The 20374-nt window shown below is 55.6% G+C and carries 18 protein-coding genes and 1 riboswitch; of the genes, 8 read left to right on the top strand and 10 right to left on the bottom strand.

Features of this window, described 5'->3' with window-relative positions; all coding sequences use genetic code 11:
• Nucleotides 1–150: 150 nt before the first annotated feature.
• Nucleotides 151–660, bottom strand: coding sequence for a hypothetical protein (locus M1136_09720; GenBank protein MCL5075906.1), 510 nt, complete (start codon nt 658–660; stop codon nt 151–153).
• 4 nt (nt 661–664) lie between these two features.
• Between M1136_09720 and M1136_09715 the strand changes: the two genes are divergently transcribed.
• Complete coding sequence (locus tag M1136_09715; protein MCL5075905.1) at nt 665–1075, top strand: lamin tail domain-containing protein; 411 nt, start codon at nt 665–667, stop codon at nt 1073–1075.
• Between the two features lie 4 nt (nt 1076–1079).
• Here M1136_09715 and ndk read toward each other — a convergent pair whose 3' ends face one another.
• The 4 genes from ndk to M1136_09695 form a co-directional block, all read right to left on the bottom strand.
• The gene (gene ndk, locus M1136_09710; protein MCL5075904.1) at nt 1080–1529 is read right to left on the bottom strand and encodes a nucleoside-diphosphate kinase; all 450 of its coding nucleotides are present in this window, start codon (nt 1527–1529) and stop codon (nt 1080–1082) included.
• Nucleotides 1530–1571: 42 nt separating this feature from the next.
• On the bottom strand, nt 1572–3365 hold the full coding sequence (locus tag M1136_09705; GenBank protein ID MCL5075903.1) for a tetratricopeptide repeat protein: 1794 nt from the start codon (nt 3363–3365) through the stop codon (nt 1572–1574).
• A gap of 165 nt (nt 3366–3530) precedes the next feature.
• Nucleotides 3531–3995 (bottom strand): putative toxin-antitoxin system toxin component, PIN family, encoded by a 465-nt coding sequence (locus M1136_09700; protein MCL5075902.1) that lies wholly within the window; start codon nt 3993–3995, stop codon nt 3531–3533.
• On the bottom strand, nt 3958–4269 hold the full coding sequence (locus M1136_09695) for a type II toxin-antitoxin system Phd/YefM family antitoxin (protein ID MCL5075901.1): 312 nt from the start codon (nt 4267–4269) through the stop codon (nt 3958–3960). The genes M1136_09700 and M1136_09695 overlap by 38 nt, the downstream gene beginning before the upstream one ends.
• Before the next feature lie 134 nt (nt 4270–4403).
• Here M1136_09695 and M1136_09690 point away from each other — a divergent pair, with 134 nt between their 5' ends.
• Together M1136_09690 and M1136_09685 are read left to right on the top strand one after the other, a co-directional pair.
• Nucleotides 4404–5351: a D-alanyl-D-alanine carboxypeptidase gene (locus M1136_09690; GenBank protein MCL5075900.1), complete on the top strand. Its 948-nt coding sequence runs from the start codon at nt 4404–4406 to the stop codon at nt 5349–5351.
• A complete protein-coding gene (locus tag M1136_09685; GenBank protein MCL5075899.1) occupies nt 5348–6412 on the top strand; it encodes a septal ring lytic transglycosylase RlpA family protein in 1065 nt (354 codons plus the stop codon). The genes M1136_09690 and M1136_09685 overlap by 4 nt, the downstream gene beginning before the upstream one ends.
• Nucleotides 6413–6455: 43 nt before the next feature.
• Here the strand turns inward: M1136_09685 and M1136_09680 are convergent, their stop codons facing one another.
• The 5 genes from M1136_09680 to M1136_09660 are packed head-to-tail and all read right to left on the bottom strand — an operon-like array spanning nt 6456 to nt 12298.
• Nucleotides 6456–7007, bottom strand: a complete 552-nt coding sequence (locus M1136_09680; GenBank protein MCL5075898.1) for a hypothetical protein — start codon at nt 7005–7007, stop codon at nt 6456–6458.
• The gene (locus M1136_09675; protein ID MCL5075897.1) at nt 7007–10018 is read right to left on the bottom strand and encodes a YfhO family protein; all 3012 of its coding nucleotides are present in this window, start codon (nt 10016–10018) and stop codon (nt 7007–7009) included. Before M1136_09675 ends, M1136_09680 begins: the two co-directional genes overlap by 1 nt.
• A gap of 1 nt (nt 10019) precedes the next feature.
• Nucleotides 10020–10523, bottom strand: a complete 504-nt coding sequence (moaC, locus tag M1136_09670) for a cyclic pyranopterin monophosphate synthase MoaC (GenBank protein MCL5075896.1) — start codon at nt 10521–10523, stop codon at nt 10020–10022.
• 4 nt (nt 10524–10527) lie between these two features.
• Nucleotides 10528–11544, bottom strand: a complete 1017-nt coding sequence (gene moaA / locus M1136_09665; GenBank protein MCL5075895.1) for a GTP 3',8-cyclase MoaA — start codon at nt 11542–11544, stop codon at nt 10528–10530.
• Nucleotides 11545–11554: 10 nt separating this feature from the next.
• Nucleotides 11555–12298, bottom strand: a complete 744-nt coding sequence (locus M1136_09660; GenBank protein ID MCL5075894.1) for a metallophosphatase family protein — start codon at nt 12296–12298, stop codon at nt 11555–11557.
• A gap of 219 nt (nt 12299–12517) precedes the next feature.
• A riboswitch (molybdenum cofactor riboswitch) is annotated at nt 12518–12656 on the bottom strand.
• Between the two features lie 1672 nt (nt 12657–14328).
• On the opposite strand from M1136_09660, the gene argF reads away from it, so the two are divergent.
• The 5 genes from argF (at nt 14329) to M1136_09635 (ending at nt 20295) form a co-directional block, all read left to right on the top strand.
• Nucleotides 14329–15252 carry an ornithine carbamoyltransferase gene (argF, locus tag M1136_09655; protein MCL5075893.1) on the top strand — a complete coding sequence of 308 codons (924 nt, stop codon included), beginning with the start codon at nt 14329–14331 and terminating at the stop codon, nt 15250–15252.
• A gap of 18 nt (nt 15253–15270) precedes the next feature.
• Entirely contained in the window at nt 15271–16140 is an 870-nt protein-coding gene (gene cdaA, locus M1136_09650) for a diadenylate cyclase CdaA (protein ID MCL5075892.1), read from the top strand.
• A gap of 4 nt (nt 16141–16144) precedes the next feature.
• On the top strand, nt 16145–17335 hold the full coding sequence (locus M1136_09645; GenBank protein MCL5075891.1) for a CdaR family protein: 1191 nt from the start codon (nt 16145–16147) through the stop codon (nt 17333–17335).
• Between the two features lie 612 nt (nt 17336–17947).
• A complete protein-coding gene (gene der, locus M1136_09640) occupies nt 17948–19279 on the top strand; it encodes a ribosome biogenesis GTPase Der (protein ID MCL5075890.1) in 1332 nt (443 codons plus the stop codon).
• Entirely contained in the window at nt 19276–20295 is a 1020-nt protein-coding gene (locus M1136_09635; protein MCL5075889.1) for an NAD(P)-dependent glycerol-3-phosphate dehydrogenase, read from the top strand. Before der ends, M1136_09635 begins: the two co-directional genes overlap by 4 nt.
• The last annotated feature ends 79 nt before the right edge of the window (nt 20296–20374 follow it).

Raw genomic sequence — 20374 nt, 5'->3', positions numbered from 1 at the left:
AGGTGTGGGGCTGCCCTAACCCCCTGTCCCCCCCCCTCCCATTTTGCGGGAGAAGGGGATAAGAAATTGGAGGTACCCCAAACCCACGTCCCCGTCAGAGCCCTATTACTCACCTTCAGCAGCCGGGCTTGACAGGCTGGGCCAACAACTTTATACTAAAAATACGACCCAAACTCGCCAGGGAGACAAGGCTATGAAAAGCACCTGGTTGGGCTGGCCTCTCCTCCTGATCCTGATCATATCTGCCTGTTCTGACCGCTTCACTGCTACTGTATCAGTTCCAACGACATTCACCCCCACTAGCCAGCGCCGTCCCGTTGGAACAGTAGAACCAACGCCGACCCCCACAGCTGTCTTGCGGCTAAGAGTGGGTCGGAGTGCCTCACCAACCGCAGTGGGGCCGGTCAGTCCCCAGTTCACGGCTCCTACCTCCACCACGCCCACTCGGTCAGCCAGTACCCCGTCCCCATCCACACCACTACCAGCTGCGCCGAACGTCGCCCAGAAGGAGTCTACCCCTACCACGACCACGCCAAACAGGCCACTGCCTGTCTCTACAGCTACAACTGTCCCCACCACTGCCAATCCTTCGCCGTCGCCCACACCACCGCCAACGGCGACGAGGATACCGTCCGTACAAACACAGGTGCCCACGGCCACACCGTTGCCCCCAACCCCTACGTTCCCTCCTCCCCCAGCCACCTCGTCACCCTATCCACCTGCCCCAACAGCCACACCATCACCAGCCCCGGCCACGCCAACATCCACGGCTGTGGCTTCGGGCACGATAGTCATCCAGGCTATCGACGCCGTAGCTGAGATCGTCACTATCACTAACCGCAGCAGCGTGGCCATGGATATGACCGGATGGAAATTGAGTGCCGGGCCAAGACAGGTCTATACCTTTCCACCATTCATACTCCCAGCCGGTAGCAGCGTTAAGGTACACACCAGCCGTGGAACAAACACGACTAGCGACCTCTACTGGGGCAGAAGCGCTGTATGGAATAATCAGGGTGACACGGGAGTGCTCTACGATGCAACCGGCCGGGAGGTGACCAGGTACACCTATTAAGTGCCTACTCGTAGATCCACTTATCTATATCCCGCGTGTAGGAGACGATCTCCTCCTCGGCAAAGAATAGGGCGATCTCCTCCTGGGCCGTTTCTATAGAGTCAGAAGCATGGATCAGGTTACGCAGCCCTGCCACGGCATAGTCGCCCCGAATGGTACCTGGCATCGCCTCGTGTGGCCGCGTCGCCCCGACCATGGTCCGCACTACCTGTACTGCCTGCGGACCCTCGACGATGGCCCCAACGATAGGACTGGAAGAGATATAATCAACCAGGTTCTCGAAGAAAAACTTCCCCCGGTGTACAGCATAGTGGCGCTCAGCCAAGGCGCGGTCGATGGACATCATCTTCAGAGCCACGATACGCAAGCCGCGCTGCTCAAAGCGACCCAGGATCGGCCCGATCAAGCCGCGTTGGACACCATCAGGTTTAATGATTACTAGAGTTCTTTCCACTCGTTACTCCTCATATTACCCGGATCACCGAGACCCTTGTAGTCAGTCTGAACTCTCCTCTGAGGACTCCTCCCCGCTGGATTCGTGCAGCGTCCAATTATACTCCTCGACTGCTTGCTGGAAGCGACCAACCTTCATATAGGCATCACCTAAGGTGCGGTGGGATTCAGCATGGTCAGGTCGGGAATAGATAAGCCATTTCAGGTTGTCGACCACTGCCTCGACGAGGTATGGTGCCCCTTTGATGACCTGTCTATACTCCTCAATAGCCAGGTCGACCTGCCCTAATTGTTGATAGGCGTTGCCCAAGGCTAGACGAGCAGCATAATCGTTTGGGTCAGCGCGCACTCTCTCCAAATAGGGCTGAATGGCTGCTGAGAGATCATCATCCTCCTCTTCTACCACCGAGTGAACATCACCCCCTATCTCTACTTGAGCTGACGTGGTGCTGTTCTCGACCGACAAGAGCGCTGGGGGCTCCTCGACTGTCTTGGACAAAGTATCCTCTTCTTGAGAAAGAATGGTTGCCTCCCCCACCACCATTCCTTCCTCTGCTTCGGCTGATGGAGTAGGCAATTCCTCCTCTGTCTTCTCCGCCAGGGCCTCCAGTTCACTCCTCTGGATGGCGATCTCTTCAAGGGTTTCCTGGACAGCACTAAGGATGCTCTCCGGGGGCAGCGCCGTGGACAATATCTCCTCCTCAGTCACCGCTTCGGTAGGAGGATGCTCCTCTACCACCGTGAGGGGCTCCATTTCTGTCGGAGGTGCCGCTTGATCCCCAATTTCGCTCTTACTGGCCATAGATTCAGTCGCCTCTTCGATGGGAGGATGCTCCTCCGCCATCACGAGGGGCTCCGTCTCATCTTCAGTTGAAGGCGTCGCTTGATCCTCGCTCTCACCCTTATCTGCGACTGATTCGGTCACCTCCAAAGGGAGGGTCATTTCCTCTATTATCGGCTCCGCCGGGCTCACCCCGGCTTCCGCCACGTAATCCGCTGGCTTCCTTTCCTGCGGAGGCTCTGTGGCCCGGCCCGATTCAGGTGGAGCCTGGTCCAAGGCAGAGGTGACGACCACTGCTGACGGAAAAGCCATCGCCATCTCATCGGCTGGGGGGATTTCGATTGTTCTAAGGCAAAATCGCTCATCACTGATCAGGGAAGCAGCCACCTTGTTCTCGGGATCCAGCGCCTGGGCCCGCTGGAGTAAGGCCTCGCCCTTCTCCGCCTCACCCGTCTTTAAGGCCTCCCAGCCGCATATCAGGTTCGCCTTCAGACAATCAGGTGAGTCCTCAAGGATTTGGGCGCAGACGGTAGCCGCCTCGGCCGCCCGTCCAGCCCACCATAGGGCTTCGGCCAGGGATAGCCGAACATCCAGGCGGTCGGGTTCTTTGTCCAAGATGGTTTTGAATTCGGCGATGGCTTGCTCGTAGAGTCCGCCGCGGATGTAGAGCCGTCCCAGGCCGCCTCGGGTAGGTTTAGGTTTTTGCGAGGTTAAACGGAGGAGCTCTCTTTGCAGCTCCTGGTGACCAGGGCTGACATCAAGCGCCCGCTGCCGTTCCCGAACAGCACGGTTCAGGTCATTATGCTCCTCATAGATAAGGCTGAGGGCCCAATGAGCAATCACGTTATCAGGATCAGCGCTCAAGACACGCTTGAAGAGATCCTCGGCCGGTTCAATCAGTCCCTTATCACGATAGGCCTCAGCCAGGAGACAATGCACCTCGATGTACTTGGGGAAATAGCGCAGAAGATATTGACAGGTAGCTATGGCTTGATCGGTGTTCCCAGCCAGGATAGCCGCTTTAACGCCCTCGATGTGTGTTTCTAATGTTGGCATCCTTTGCCCCCCAGGTTCTTGAGGCTTGCTTCCCACACTGGGCTGCTGCGCCCGCAATGATAACACAAAAACGTGTCTTAGGGAAAGCGAATAGTCGGACACAACGGGCATCATATTGGGGGATTATATGGAGAGTGCAAGAAGGGATTGAGAGGTAAAGACGGATTACTGCTCGGGGTGTTCCCTGGTCAGGATGTCCAGGAAGTCTCTTGCCGTGACGATCTTTAGTCTTCCCAGTCGCGGATCATCGCGTAGAACCAACAAATCTTCATCCCCAGTAACAAGATAGTCTGCTTTGCCGCCGAGCGCGGCAGCAAGTATCCCCTCGTCCTTTTTATCCCGAACCGTGATGGGAAGCCTGCGACTGGGAGTGACCCTGCGAGCGCTTGTATCTATCAGGAATAAAAAGTCTGTGACTTCTTCTAGGGTTATGCCATATTTCTCAGCAAACTTTGGTCGTAGCAAGACCCGCCTATACTCCATATAGAGCGATTCGGAGACGACTAAGGTGAAAGCACCTCGACGTGATGCTTCGACAAGCTCGTAGGGAGTACCCAATTCAATAATGAGACCGCTGACAAACAGATTCGTGTCAACGACGGCGCTTACTAGCCCGCTTTTCTTCCTCATACATCTCATGACGGACCGCTTCAACCTCGGCAGTCGCGTCGCGCAGAACTTCCTCAGGGGCCTTGTCAGCGTTCCGCTCTCGAACCCGATCGACAACGGCCCACGCTCGTTCTTGCTCCTTTTGCAGGCTCTCATACTGCTCTGGGCTAATTACGACCACAAACGGCCGTCCCCTTTTCTCGACAATCACTGGCTCCTTAGTGTAGTACACCAGGCCAAGGAGATCGCTGAAGTTGGCTCTGGCCTCCCGCGCTGATATTCTTCGTGCTGACATAGATATCCCCCTTTCAAAAATATTATACTACTTAAATGTACATAATGTCAATTTAATTTTAGAGACTGCTAAATAAAACCCAACGAGTACAAAACATAGTCATCCGCGGCTAAAAATGCTATAATCCACCCGCCATGCGTAAAGGCTTTTTTGCCGGGATAGTCGTCCTCATCCTTCTGGCAAATTGGTTCTGGCGACCCCCACTTTTCGGATTGGGCGGTGGACAGTCGGCCACGATGCCCACGCCAACGCCGCAACCTCAACCCACGCCCACCGCCACAAGGGAACCCAACCCCATCCCACCTCCTATCCGCAAGGTCGGCACAAATGGTCCCCCAACCATCAGTGCCCAAGGCGTAGCCATCATCGATGAAACGAGTGGCCGCCTCCTCTACGGCAAGGAACCCCACCAGCGCTTCGCGCCGGCCAGTCTGACTAAGATCGTCACGGCCATCATCGCCCTGGAACAGGGGAGGCTGAGCGCTAAGGTCCCCATCGATGTGGACTGCGACGAGCTGGATGACAGCACGATAATGGGTCTGAAGCCGGGCGAGGAGCTGACCCTGCAGGATTTGCTTTATGGGCTGCTGTTGCCCTCAGGTAATGATGCGGCTCTAGCCATCGCCCGATATATTGGCGGATCCGAAAGCCGCTTTGTGGAGCTGATGAACCAGAAGGTCACCCAGCTGGGGCTTACCGATAGCCATTTCGCCAATCCCCACGGATTAGATGCGGCTGGTCACTATTCCAGCGCCTACGATATGGCCATGCTCGCCCGCTATGCTATGCAGGATCCCACCTTCGCTCGGATAGTGGCGACCAAGGAATGGACTGCTAAAGGGCACAAGACCTATTGGCTGCGCAATCTGAACCGACTCCTCTGGTATTATCCTGGGGCTGATGGGGTGAAGGTCGGCTATACTGACGAGGCCGGGAAGACGATGGTCGCTTCGGCTATGCGGAACGGGCATCGCCTCTATGTCGCCTTGATGAAAAGCACTGATATCTTGAGTGACAGCATCGCCCTCCTCAATTACGTTTTTGAAAACTTTGCCTGGCCGCCGACGGGAGTTCCACAATGAAAAGGTTTCTAATTGGCCGGGTTATTCCCTTAGTATTAGCCACCATTGTAGTCGCTGTTCCTCTCTCTGGGTCAGAGGCCGCTTCGCCGGAGGATGAGGCGCGCCTGGACTACGCCATGCCTGGGGGACACTTCTTCACTCAGGCGAATGGTTTCCCTCCAGGGACGAGCCCCAAGGGATACCGCATCACCGATGAGGACGGCCTCCCCTTTTGGACAGAGTTTCAGCGTCTCGGTGGGGTGACCGTCCTGGGCTATCCCATCTCAAGGCGCTTCTCCTGGAATGGCTTCTCTGTCCAGGCTACACAGAAAGGGGTGTTGCAGTGGCGACCGGAACAGAAGCGATTCGCCTTCGTCAATATATTTGATGAGCTACATAATGCCGGTAAGGACGATTGGTTGGCGAGTGTGCGTTCGACACCACCCCCTTTGCCCGGCAGTTTCGATGCTGGTAAGCCCTGGGGAGAAGTAATCCGCCAGCGCCTGGCTCTCTTAGACTCCCATCCAGCAATCAAAGCGCGCTATCAGTCCGTCTCGGATCCGCTAAATCTATACGGTTTACCTACCTCAAAGGTGGAGGATCGCGGACCCGTTTACGTCGTTCGGCTGCAACGGGCCGTTATCCAGCAATGGAAGGTAGACGTGCCCTGGGCTAAAGCAGGGCAGGTGACGGTGGCTAATGGGGGTGATCTAGCCAAGGAGGCCGGCTTATTTCCTCACGCTGCACTACGACTGGAGAATCCCGTGGGTGAGGACTGGAAGAATCACAGATATAGAGTGGTCGGCCTGGCCACTTGGTATGGTCCTGGCTTCCACGGCCAAAGGATGGCCAATGGTCAGGTCTACGATATGAACGATCCGACGACGACTTCGTGCAATATGTACCCTCTGGGCACTAAGTTAAGGGTGACCAACAAAGAGGGCAAGAGCATCGTCGTCGCCGTGCGCGATACCGGCGCTTTCACCTACCCCATCGTGGTGGACCTGAGCTACGCCGCCTTCACCGCTCTGGCCCCTCCAACGGCGGGGATCATAGAGGTGCTCGTCGAGGTCATCCCTTGACCTCCTTCTCCGCTACGCAGGCATTTGAAGAGAAGGGTCGGCGCTACGTCGTCGGCGAACCCGGCGTATAGGCAGCGTGCTTAAACTGTGCCTGTAGCTTGCCCAGCCTGACCCCCATCTTCCCTACGGTATCCCGCCCCAGCTGACTGATTTGTCCAGCTAAAGCCGGCACATCGCCATCCGGTTCGGTCAATACCACAAGGCGGACATCGACGCTCCGTCGCTTGCTGGTGACAAATGGTGTCGCTTGCCGTACGCCGGCCACAGATTCAATCTCATGCTTGAGCCGCTGGGCCACTGAATCCAGAGTAATCTCAGCCTGGCTGCCAGACACCTGAGCCAGGACCACGGTCGTTGGTCGCTCCCGTCGCAGCTCCAGGAAAAGCAGAAATAGACAGACGGCGGTGATGGCCAAAGCCAAAACAGCCAGGATGATCTGTCCGAAAACGGTTAGTCGTGCGGCCAACTGGGCTGCGGCCAGACACTGTTCGGCGATGATCGTGGCCAGTGGGGCTGGTGCCAGGGCCGTCCCGAGAGCGAGGACGATGAGAAGGAGTAAGAGAATCACCACGACGATGCGGTTGAACAGGTTCATTATAACCTCCTAAACGGTGCTGCCTTCGGCAGGACGATAGATATTATAACCCAGATTAGGGCCAGAGCCAAGGTACACAGGCTGAGAAGGAGTCCTATTAAAAGGGGGCGGGGCTCGTAGCGAAATTCGACCGTGTGTTCACCGTCTTTCAACACAAGCCCCCTAAAGAGGTAATCGACCCGCATGATACGCTGCTCATGTCCATCGACCCAGGCTCGCCAACCTGGGTAGTAAGAGTCGGTCAGAACGAGCACCCCCGCGTGTGCCGACCTCATATGCAAGACGATTCTTTCGGGCGAATACTCCAGAATATCTACGGTCGCTTGATCAGTCCCAGCCCCGGATAGGTTTTGGTCGCCTCCCGGCCAATCGTCCTGAACGATCACGGCCTGTTCCCGGGGTCGAAAGGTGGGACGGCGCAGCCAATCTAAGGCCGCAGCATCATTGCTGACCAGCTCGACCTCAGGCACAAGGAAGGCGCGAGGCAAAGCAGCCAGGTTCCGATAGATCTTGACGTCTCCCAGGTGGACGATGCGCAGAAAATTATCGAGAACAACGGGCCGGCTGGCCCCCGTCCTATCATCGATGAGGCTGATCCCCCTCAGGTGAAGGTCGGCTGTGGCAGCCACGGAGGAGATGGTGAGCCGTTTGGGGAAGATAGGCTTGAGCAGGGGGATCTGGGACTGATAGTCCCAGACCTGGGGATCGTTCGTCGGAGCCATCACCCGCCGTGCTGGTCGATGCCCGACCGTGGCATTGTACCTGCCCTCAGCCGTTTGCACCCCGGCCTGTAACGGTGCGGTATATACCTTTCCGTCGCTATCAGTCACCGAAATGGTGGCCACCGTGGTGCCATCGGGCAAACCTGATGCTCCGCTGAGGTAGGAGACCAGCCCGATGGAGGTGGTCTCAAAATCTGGTAGGTGCTCGAGTGTCAGATCCCTGGTTCCAGCTGGCCCAACAGTTCGCCTGAGCGCCAGGTCGTAATAGACGCCATCCGCCCAAACATCACGCAGCCGATCCATCAGGATGTATTTCACATTGAGCCAGCCCAAGAGAGAGGGATCCGGTATCGTCTCCAGCTGTTCCCGCAGACGGGCATCAGGAGCATCCTTTCGGGAAAGGGGGAAAAGACGTTTGAAGGCCACATAGCGTTCCAAAGGTAAAACCCCGCCGTCATAGCCATCGATGCTGGCGATGTGATAGCGTAGGGGAAGGTTAGGCATCAGCGTCTCCTTTTGTTTCAGAGCAACGATGTAGTCATAGACAGCCTGGGGTGAGAGCACAGCATTCAACATCCCCCTTTGCTCTCTCAGGTCACCCGGGTCGAAGGTGTTATCGCTCAAAGGGAGGACGCGGTAGATGCCGGGATCAGCTAAAAGATGAGCGACAGCCGGACGAAGGGAAGAGTAGGCTTCCGGGAGGTTAGGGCGATTCAGATCAAGATTCTGGCTGCTGAGGAGCAACTCACCATAGAGTAGACAGACCAGCGCCCCTATGGCCAGACGGCTGGCTGGGGTCGAGAGGGCCCAGATGATGAGGAGCAAGGCAGAGGCACCACTGACCAGCCAGACGATGGCCGTCGGGGCCGATGGCGTCTCCAACGGGTAGGGCAAGCGTAAGGCTACGTAGGCCAGTATGGGCAAGAGTGCCAATGCCCCTAGGATGGCCAGCCGCAGAATGACTCTAACAGCCGGATGAGCACGACCGGGCCAGCCCAACCGTGCAGATGGAGTCCCTTCCAGGAGGATATGCAGGGCGATTCCAGCTAATGCGGCCATGGCGAAGGTGTACAGAAAGAGCCAACGAGCGGGCACTCGGAAGAGGGCGAGCCCAGGCAAGATCTTGTAGAGATAGGGATAGAGAGGATTGAACTGTCCCAAGGCCAGGAAAAGAGAGAGCAAAGCCAGCAGAGCGAAGAAGAGCACGTGCTTGTCCCGTGGCCTCATGACTACTGCCAATGCGGCCAGGATGAGTCCACAGACGCCGACGTAGCCCCAATATTCGCTGAAGATGGGTGCATCGAAGACAGGTGGCAGTAGGCTCTTAAGGATCAGCCAGGGAGGTAAGGAAAAGGAAACCGCTTCCTTATAGGTTAGTCCCCCGGCCCGGATGGAAAGGTTGGCCAGCTCATAGGTCGGCCAGAGCTGTACAGCGGCCAAGCCAAATCCCAGGAGCAGGCTCACACCGACCAGAGCAAGGCCGCTTATCTCCTTACTGATCACCGAACCGAGCGCTGTTCGCCATCGATCCGTCCTGGATTCCTTCCCCCGGAGATGCTCGCCCAAAGGCAAGACACCCTCTCTAGCAGCGGACTGGGGATGTTCCCCACTGTTTTCCTCACTGTGTGAGGGGTGGTATCCCCCCCAGAGGGCCTTCCCCCCGTAGAAAAGCACCAATCCGCTTAAGGCGCAGAGGGTCAAATAGGATTCCTGCATGTGCCCGGCCAGCAATTGCAGGGCAAGCACCGCTCCAGTGGCCAAGGCCAGGAGGGGACGTCGCTCCCGATAGGTTAGATCAGTGAGGAGAAAAAGGAGAGGAAGCCAGGTTGCCGCCTGTAACTGGTTGAGGTGTCCGACCAGGGAAGAGGTGAAGCCACCGAACATGAGGACGACAGCGGCGAGAAAAGCAGCCCAGCGCTGCAGGTGCAGCGAAACTCTGGCGAAAAGATACATAAAACAACCAGCCAGAAAGACGTGGAGGACTACCGAGTAGACGTAGGCCCGAGGCACAAAAAATAAGAGGAAGAGCAGATTCAGTGGATAGAATATCCCTGTCTGGATGTTAGCTAAAAAGGGCACGCCCGTGAACAGATAGGGGTTCCACAGGGGCAATTGACCGCTGTGTAGCCTTTCGGCGGCGTAGGCCTCGTTCGGATAGAAGTAGGTGAAGATGTCGTAACCGATGAGGATACGCGGCGAAAGAGCTGTCTGGCGATAGAATACAAGGATCAGGACCAGAAGGAGAGCCAACGACCGTAAGTCGGGCCAATAGCGCCGCAGTCTCACCACATTACCCGGCTCCCTCCAGGACGAGGTCGCCGCTTCGTCCGCCACTCTTACGTATCAGGCGGATGTTGCCGATCACCATAGAGCGATCGATAGCTTTACACATATCGTAGATTGTCAGTGCGCCTACGCTCACCGCAGTCAAGGCTTCCATCTCCACACCCGTTTTTCCGCTGGTCTTCACTGTGGCAGTGATCTCGACCGTACTGCTCTCCTCGTCGATCTCGAAGCCCACCTCAACCGAGGTGAGAAGCAGTGGGTGACACAGGGGGATCATCTCCCAGGCTCTCTTTGCGGCCATCACGGCGGCCAGTTGAGCGGTGGCCAGGACATCGCCCTTCTTCGTCTTCCCTTCCTTGATCGCTGTCAATGTGGCCGGCTGCATGGCGATCTCCCCTACCGCTGTAGCCACCCGCAGCGTGTCGGGCTTTTCACTGACGTCTACCATACGCGGCCGGCCTGTAGTATCGAGATGGGTCAAACCATCCGCCCGCTCACCCTTGCTCATTCCGTCAGCCTCCAATCTGGTACATTGAACGATCCTCAGGGACAACGCGTTCGTTCAAGCGATGCCCCAACGGTTTCATCTGAGCAGCCTGCCTGATCAGTTGTTTGATATCGTCTATGGTGGCCCCCTGGCGGAGGGGACTACGCAAGTCAACCTCTTGCTCACTCAGCAGGCAGGGACGGAGGCGACCGTCGGCCGTCAAGCGAAGACGATTGCATTGAGCACAGAATTGACAGCTGATGGGGCTAATGAAACCGATCGTGCCTTTGGCCCTCGGCAGGCGGTAGTAACGGGCTGGGCCATCAAGATTGAACCTCGGCTCGTTTCCAGTGTTGGTCGCCGGATGGTGCGGCTCCAGGTGACCCAAGGCCTCCTCTATCCGCCGCTTTATCTCGTCCAGGGGGATGTATCTCTCCTGGGCCCAGTCCGCTGTGCCTCCCACCGGCATCAACTCGATAAAGCGGATGTGCCAATTTCTCTCGATGGTGAGCGTGGCGATGTCGATCAGCTCATCAGCGTTGAAACCATCGATGACCACGGTGTTAATCTTCAGCGGCTGCAGCCCCACCGCTTGGGCAGTCTCGATGCCCTTGAGCACCTCTTCCAGTCGGCCGAGCCGGGTGATCTGCTGGAAGCGATCGGGTCTCAATGTATCCAAACTGACGTTGATGCGTTTAAGTCCGGCTCTCTTCAAGTCAGCGGCGTAGCGGCTGAGCAAGAAACCGTTAGTAGTCAAGGAGAGGTCATCAATTCCCGGCATGGCCCTTAACATAGCAATAAAATTGGTCAGACCAAGTCTCACCAGTGGTTCACCGCCAGTTAAGCGGACCTTGCGGATGCCCAGCTCGGCCGCTGCCCGCACGATCGCAGCCATCTCCTCATAACTGAGGATCTCAGCGTGGGATAGACTGGCTATTCCCTCCAGGGGCATGCAATAAAGGCAGCGGAAGTTACAGCGATCGGTCACCGAGATGCGCAGGTAAGAGATGGGCCGATTGAAGCCATCACGTAAACAGGTCATAGCAGTTCCTCTACGGCTGGTTGATCATCCAGGAATGTGGTGGCAATCCCTTACGGATACTCTCTACGATTATTTCCTTACCGGGCATGTCACGCCTGAGAATCGCCTCCACGGTGGCTTCAACATCATACGCTACCCGACGATGTTCCACCTTCCAGGAGTGGTTTTCATAGGTCAATAGCCCATATCCAGCCCTGAGATCACCGTCAAACGGCCTACCAACGCTGCCGACGTTCACCCATAATCGCCCATTTATGGGACGCACAAAGGGAAGGTGCACGTGTCCACACACGATCAGCGGCGAGTCGGCTCCCGCTAGGGCTTCCCGCACCACCTCCTCCGGCGTATCAGGAAAGATGTTCTCAGACTGGTCGCGGGGGGTAGCATGCACTACCAACAGGCTTGTTCCCTCCGGCCCAGCAATCGTACATTGCAAGGGCAGTTCGGCCAGAAATCGCCTCTGTTTCGGTTCCAGCTGTTGCTGGGCCCAAAGACACTGCAGCACAACTAAGCCCTTATGCCCAGCGGCGCGCTGTTCCAGGTCCGGACTGCTCACCACAGCATCCGTGTTCCCCTGGACGATGGGGCAAGGCAAGTCCAGCAGGCGCTCAAGGACAGCCGACGGCTCCGGACCACCAAAAGCGAGGTCTCCAGCAACAACGACCTGATCCACCTGCTGGGCATAGATGTCGTCCAGGACTGCTTCTAAGGCCTTCAGGTTAGCGTGAATATCCGATATAGCTGCTATCCTCATTGATGCCCTCCCCGCGATGCGGCGGGCTCACTCGCCGTTGATCAGGTTTTGATTCCAAACCAGGCGACCGCCTGGCAGAAAATCACCCCATCGGCCACCAGAGCTCCGCACCAGCCGGCGATGTAGCCGATGGGTTAGGGAATCACAGGCAACTCCAGGTCCTGATGAAAAAAGCAGCATCTTCCTGCTAGGAGATGCTGCTCAGCGAACAATCATACGGCTCTAGCCGAGCGTTCTCCTTTCCGAAGATGGGTGGCTCAGGCGTTTCCCCCTGAACCAGCGGGATGTATAGGCCATCCACGTGGCCACCGGCCCTGGGAAATCCTGTAGGCCAAACGGCTCGGAGAAACAAGTGCTGGTCTAATATAGCACGTTGACTGTGGCCTGGTCAAGGCAACGAAGTTTTGGATAGTGTATCCTTTATTCAGGCTTTTCCTTAAAGAAGCCGGTCATCTCTCTTGTGTTAACCTCTCAGTCTAACTTTTTTAGTTTACCACCGCCTTAAGCCAGTCTTCCTTCGCCATTCTAGCATTTTCCTTAGCCAGCCAGATCCTTAAGAAGTTAGCCGCTCCCATAACCGACTTGAAGCCGTCCATCGGTCTAGTCCGTCTCCGCTACTCCTTTATACCCCTTTCCAAAGGCGATGTCGTCTTCGGTCCTCCAGTTTGCAGCCTCATTTTAGCGATTTGAACAACCTGCTTTATCTTTTCTCGATCGTTAGGAAATAGTTCCCTTGCCTTAAGGAAGATATTGTGGAGCTCAGGCCAGACACATAGGCGGCTTTTGGCTTCAGGCAAGACCAAACTTAAGGCGGAAGCAATCGCCTGGTCACCATCGTGGATAACTAATAATCCCTTGCCACTATCGGGGACCCCTAAGGCCTCAAGGAGGCTCACCCAGGAAGCTGCGCTTTTATCCCTGGATAAGACAGCCCCAAGATAAGCCCTTTGGCCATCTTGGCCCTCCCCTAAAGCCAATAGACTCCAGTAAGGCTTTCCTTTTACCTTGGTATAAGCCTCATCAAGATATAAAAACCTTTAGTGGCTCATCCCAATGGTGGGATGAAGCCCTCCTGGCCATCTTCGGGAAGCGCTGCCATAAGCCCATCAACCCACAGTCTGACTCCATCACCCGCTCTAGTATCGCCTTAATCTGGCGATAGCTAGCCCCGCAGAGATAAAGCTCAGTGATTCTCCGATCTAGCTCTATCCAGTACCTCTTTCTTTTGGGGAGGAAAAGGGCATTTAAGGCTACTACTCTGCCGCAATCAAGACACTCAAGCTGGGGGACTCTTAGGTGGATGACACCTTCAGCAACCACCAGGCAGCGTCGATGATGTCCATTTCTCTTAATCTGATTACTTTCCCGTGAACCACATTTTAGACATGCCCAGGGAGTGGGTTCTCTTTCCCTAATCTTTAGCCATTTGGGGCCATGGTATTTATCTACCAGGTTTTCTCAAGCCTCCTCAAGCAATCTCCTTTTCCATGCCCTCAGATTAGCCTTTGCCTTTCGAATCTACTAGCTCTATCACCTCTTTAGCACTGTTGCACTCCAAAATCTTTTGTGCTACCTTCATCTCGGGCTCTCCTCCTTGTGTTTTCTAACCAGACTGAAGGGTCTAACACAAGTAGGTGAGCCCCATTCCTTGTCCCTTTAAGAAAAGCCTGAATAAAAAGAACGCTACTGCGAATTTGTGGGACACTAATGTAATGGGCCAATAGCCTGGACTCAGACAGATAGGGATGGTATACTATGCCTAAGATTCGGCAACGCCTTTCGGAGGCATGTCCTGAGCATCCCTGTAAGGTCCCAGGGCTCCGCCCTGCCCATCATCCCCCCTCTCCCGCCGGAGCAGGGGTAGTCCAGAAGGGGATCACCCCTTCTGGGTGGGTCCTAGGGCTCCGCCCTGACCTATAATTCCCCCTCTCCCGCGAAGCGGGAGAGGGGGATACAGGGGGTGAGGGTATCATTTATAGTAAGGAGGTTAAGGAGGTTGGGCGCTCTCGCCTAACCGAATCTTTATAAGGATGAAAGTGAAACATCTCGTTAGTATCGCCGATTTGTCAGCCGCCGATATTTGGGAAATCTTGAACGTCTCCCTTCAGTTAAAAGAGGAGCTGAGGGCAGGCAAGCCACGCCCTCTCCTGGCCGGGAAGACGCTCGGCATGATTTTTCAAAAACCTTCGCTACGAACGCGTGTCTCCTTTGAAGTGGGTATGCTTCAGCTCGGTGGCCATGCCCTTTATCTATCACCCAACGAGATACAGCTGGGCCAACGGGAAAGCACACCAGATGCGGCCCGTGTCCTGAGTCGTTATGTAGATGCACTTATGGCTCGTACTTTTGCGCATAGCGATATCGAATTGTTGGCTGAGTATTCCCGTGTACCTGTAATCAATGGTCTCTCCGACTTGAGCCATCCTTGCCAGGCCCTGGGCGACCTGCTGACGATTTACGAGAAAAAGGGAAAGCTAGAAGGTTTGCGTTTGGCCTGGGTTGGCGATGGCAACAACGTGGCCCACTCCCTCTTGTTGAGTGCTGGAAAATTGGGCATGGCGATGACGGTAGCTTCACCAAAGGGCTATGAATGCAACCCAGATATAGTGGCCAAGGCTAAGGCCGCAGCTGTAGAAAGCGGGGCTAAATTAAGCTTTACCCACGACCCAGCAGAGGCTGTACAACGGGCTGATGTAATCTACACTGATGTATGGGCTAGCATGGGGAAGGAAGCGGAACGAGGGGAGCGCCTCAAGGTTTTCCAGCCCTATCAGGTGGATACGAGACTGGTCAGCAAGGCAGCCAGAGAAGTCATTGTCATGCACTGTCTGCCAGCCCATCGGGGTGAGGAGATCACCGATGCGGTGCTGGATGGGTCACATTCGGTCGTTTTAGACCAGGCAGAAAATAGAATGCATGCGCAGAAGGGGCTTTTGGTTTTATTGCTCACATAGGAGGCGAGGTAGAAAACCATGCCTCAATTAATCCAGGTCGTTTTCTCAACACTGGCGCGCCTGAGCGTCTGGAGCGTCATTGATATCCTGCTTGTGGCCATAATCATATATGGTGTCCTCAGCCTTTTCCGTGGAACGAGCGCCCTGACCCTCTTGTATGGCTTATTTCTTCTGCTCGGGGCAGTGTTAATAGTAAACAGTCTGCCTCAGCTGGTTATGCTCAACTGGTTGCTGCGCAATACATTGCCCATTCTTTCCATCGCCTTACTGATCATCTTCCAACCTGAGCTGCGAAGGGCGGTCGAACGAATCGGACGGTTTCGAGGACTATTCTACCGTCCTTTCACTATCCCGGGGGCACTGGCTATCCCCAAATCTATCGATGAGGTCAGCCGGGCCTGCCAGCAGCTGGCCGATCAACGCTATGGTGCCCTGCTCGTTCTGGAGCGGAGCACAGGATTACAGGAGTACACTGAGACCGGAGTGGAGATCAACGGTACTGTATCAGCAGAGCTGTTGCTGACCCTTTTCTATCCCAACTCACCGCTACACGATGGCGCCGTGATCATCCGGGGAGATCGGGTCGTGGCTGCTGGCTGTGTATTACCCTTATCCGAAAATACGGTTAATTATCAGCTTGGTACACGCCACCGAGCCGCTGTGGGCATAACCGAACAGACCGATGCCCTCTCAATCATCGTCTCGGAAGAGAGCGGGGCGATCTCTCTGGCTAACAATGGACGGTTGGTGCGAGACCTCAATGAGGATAAACTACGGAAGGTCTTAAGTGTACTTTATCGCTCACCCTCTTATTACGAGTCCCTTCCTCTCTTCTGGCCACGGCGGGATGAACGTCAGCAGCACACGACACGCATAAAGCGGGAATAAACTTATGTTACCATTCCTGAAGAAGCAATTGAGCTGGATATTACTAGCGATTGGCTTATCAACGATCATGTGGGGGATCGTCACTAATCAATTGAACCCCGAAGTGAGTGACGTCTTCCAGGGCATCCCGGTGCGAGTGGATAATCTACCAGCTGGCCTGGTTGTTAGAGGCGAGGTCCAGGGAGTCGACGTTAGGATTGTGGCCCCACAGGACGTGATGAAGCGTTTAACTCGTAATGAGATTCAGGCCTATGTTGATGCCTCGAAAGCGGGTCCTGGGATCCAAGAGCTGCCAGTTAGAGCGGAGGTAGCGTACTTTCAAGCACACGTCGACGATACTCAGCCATCTAAGGTGGCCGTTCAGCTCAGCGTTGTCAAGAAGAAGGACATACCAGTTAAAGTCAACCTGCTCGGTAACGTTCCCTTTGGCTATACCCAAAAGCTACCCCGTGTAGCTCCGGAGCAGGTGACTGTCAGTGGACCGGAGGACGCCGTGAAAGCAGCTGTGGCCGCAGTCATTGATATAAGGTTAGATGGGGTAACAAGTAGCATCAGCCAGCTGTTCAAACCCGTCCCTCAGGATGGCTATGGTGGTGATGTCAAGGATGTTAGTCTTAACCCTGAATCGGTATTGGTGGAGATGCCAATTGAGCGCGAGGTCGGTTATAAGACCGTGCCGATAGTTCCGCAGGTGGTTGGTGTGCCAGCCCTTGGCTATCAGGTGGTGGGCGTCATGTCTGATCCCACCAGTATAACTGTAGTGGGCGACCCCAAGGCTCTGGATGGCCTCTCTTTCCTGACGACAACGCCTATCGATGTTACTGGAGCATCGCGGGATATGACTACCAACGCTGAGCCATCCTTGCCTAGCGGTGTCTCTCTGGCCAGGAAGCAAAGCGTCGTAGTCCGCCTTTATATCAACCCTATAGAGGGTTCCGAGATCCTGCGGGTAGCACCCACCATAAAGGGGCTACGCGATGGTCTGCAGGCGACTATCGCGCCTTCAGCTATAGACGTGACCCTTTCTGGGCTGATGCCTGTTCTTTCCTCCACAAAGCCTCAGGACATCCAAATTGTCATCGATGCTACTGGTCTAACGGCTGGTAAATATACGGTGAGTCCAAAAGTCATTCCTCCGCCCGCTCTCAAAGTGGGACAGATACGCCCGGATAAAGTGGAATTGACCATACGCTAGCCTGGAACAGACTGGGAGGGTCTTGGGGTTTCGCCCTAACCTATATTCCCCCTTCTCCCGCCTGATAGGGAGTGCAGCGGGGCAAGGCCCCTCAGTCAGGGTAAGGGGTATTCCAAACCTCCACTCCCCTTCTCCTGCTGGAGTAATGGAGAGGTCAAAGAGATGGGGACCCAGCCCACTACTTTTGGTGGTGCAGGGATGCAGCCTACATCCCCCTTCTCCTACCGGAGTGGGGGTGTGCAGAGGGGGATCGCCCCTTCTGGGTAGGTCCCAGGGCTCCGCCCTGGGTTTATTCCCCCCTTCTCCCAGTGGAGTAGGGGGTAGTCCAGAAGGGGATTGCCCCTTCTGGGTAGGTCCCAGGGCTCCGCCCTGGGTTTATTCCCCCCTTCTCCTACCGGAGTGGGGGTGTGCAGAGGGGGATCGCCCCTTCTGGGTAGGTCCCAGGGCTCCGCCCTGGGTTTATTCCCCCCTTCTCCTACCGGAGTGGGGGTGTGCAGAGGGGCAAAGCCCCTCTGCCGGGGTTTGGGGTGTCCCCAAATCTTTATTCCCCCCTTCTCCCGTCCTTCTCCGAAGGACGGGAGAAGGGGGCAGGGGGATGAGGGAAATAGAAAGGTGACCAAACCATTAGTGGCCATCGTAGGACGTCCCAATGTCGGTAAGTCTACCCTCTTTAATCGTTTGGTTGGTGAACCGATGGCTATCGTGGAAGAGATGCCGGGGACTACCCGCGATCGCCTCTACGCCGATGCCGAGTGGGGCGGACGCCAGTTCACCCTTATCGATACCGGTGGCTTAGAGCCAACACCCGGTAGCAATATCACCCGTCTTGTTCGAGAGCAGGCAGAATTGGCCATCGACCAGGCAGACGTCATCCTCTTTCTGGTCGATACTAAGGAGGGTATAACCCCGGCCGACCAGGATATCGCCGATATTCTTCGCCGAACGGAGAAGCCGGTAATAGTGGTGGCCAATAAAGCCGATAACAAGGAGCGACGACTCAACTCTATCCAGTTCTATGAATTGGGCGTTGGTGAGATTATCCCTATATCAGCCACCCATGGGACAGGTACAGGTGACCTGCTAGATTCAATCATTGCCTGGTTTCCTAGCGAAGCGGCCACCGAGGCGGAGGCCGATGTGGTGGGGGTAGCCATCGTGGGGCGTCCCAATGTCGGTAAGTCATCGCTGCTCAATGCCCTCCTGGGAGAGGAGCGGGTCATCGTCCATGAGGTGCCAGGTACTACCCGCGATGCCATCGATACGTTCCTCGAGTACGGTGACAGAAGGGTAGTCCTGATCGATACGGCCGGCATCCGTCGCAGGGGGCGGGTGGAAGCGGGGATCGAGAAATATAGTGTGCTGCGCGCCCTGCGAGCGATAAATAGGGCCGATATCGCTGCGCTAGTTATCGATGCTGTCGAGGGGATAGCGGCACAGGATACGCATATCGCCGGTTATATTCAACAGGCGGCTAAGGGTATCATCCTAATCGTTAATAAATGGGATCTGGTGAAGAAGACCAGCCATACGGAGAAGGAGTTCACGAGGGCGATCAGAGAGGAATTAAAGTTTTTGCCTTATGCACCGATCCTCTTCACCTCGGCCAAGACGAAGCAAGGAGTCCCAAAGATTTTGCCGGCTGCATTGCAGATCAAGGGGGAGCGACAGAAACGCATTCCTACTGGACTGATTAACAGTGTGATCGGCGAAGCGGTATTAGCCCATAGTCCCCCCTCAGTCCGAGGGCATCGTTTAAAAATCCTCTATGTCAGCCAGATCGGTGTCGAGCCACCCACCTTTGCCTTCGTCGTCAATGATCCCAAGCTACTCCATTTCTCTTATCAGCGTTATCTGGAAAACAAGCTGCGGGAGGACCTTGGATTTGAGGGGACACCCTTACGCTTATTCTTCCGTGCTCGAAGGGAAGGGAGCAGACAGGCTTGAAGGGGATAACCATCATCGGCACCGGTACCTGGGGCACGACCCTAGCCATCTTCTTGGCTAGGAAGGGGTTGCCTGTCCAGCTTTGGTGCCGTACAGCGGAAGAGGCGACCATTCTGGAGAAGGAAGGCGAAAATAAGACCTTCCTGCCCAGTGTCATGTTCCCGGAAGGGTTAAGGGTGACTGCCTCACTGGACGATGCCTGTAGCGATTGCTGGTTCCTTCTTTTGATCGTCCCTGCCCAAACGATGCGAGCTAACGTCAGGCGTCTGCGCGATCGTCTGAATAGTAGTACGCTTATCCTCAGTGGAGCGAAGGGGCTGGAGTATGATACAGGCATGCGCATGACCGAGGTGATCACCAGCGAGTTGCCAGCGCAATTTCAGGGACGCATTGCCGCTCTTTCTGGTCCCAACCTGGCTCGCGAGATAGCCATGGGACTACCGGCCACGACAGTCGTCGCCTGTCACGATCAGGGCGTTGCCGACTGTATGCAGAGTGTACTGATGGATCCCCTTTTGCGAGTGTACACGAACACTGACGTCATTGGTGTGGAGCTCGGTGGTGCGCTGAAGAATATTATCGCCCTGGGGGCAGGCATTTGCGATGGCTTTGGCTATGGTGACAATGCCAAAGCGGCCTTTATAACACGTGGCTTAGCTGAGATAAGCAGGTTGGGGATTGCCGCTGGGGCAAATCCATTGACCTTTGCCGGCCTGACCGGACTGGGCGACTTGGTCTGTACCTGTGCCAGCCCCTATAGTCGTAATCGCTACGTTGGGCAAGAGCTAGCCAAAGGACGGAAAATCTCTGACATCTTGTCCTCGATGAGAATGGTAGCTGAGGGCGTTCAGACGACGGTTGCTGCCCGGCGCCTGTCCCAGCGTTATGGGGTGGAGATGCCTATAACAGAGCTCACCTATCAGGTTCTTTTTGAGGGGAAGGACCCCCGAAAGGCAGTTGGCGAGCTTATGGGACGCGGACCAAAACAGGAGCTTTACGGCCTTGAATCTAGCTGAAGGGTTTGGCGAAGAAACAGGAACTTCCCCACATTGCTTCCCTTTTAGCATGTCATGCGGACGACGGCCAGCAGGCTGA

This window comes from Chloroflexota bacterium (genome assembly GCA_023475225.1).
In the GTDB taxonomy this organism is placed as follows: Bacteria; Chloroflexota; UBA6077; order FW602-bin22; family JAMCVK01; genus JAMCVK01.
This window is presented reverse-complemented; position numbering and strand designations above follow the sequence as displayed.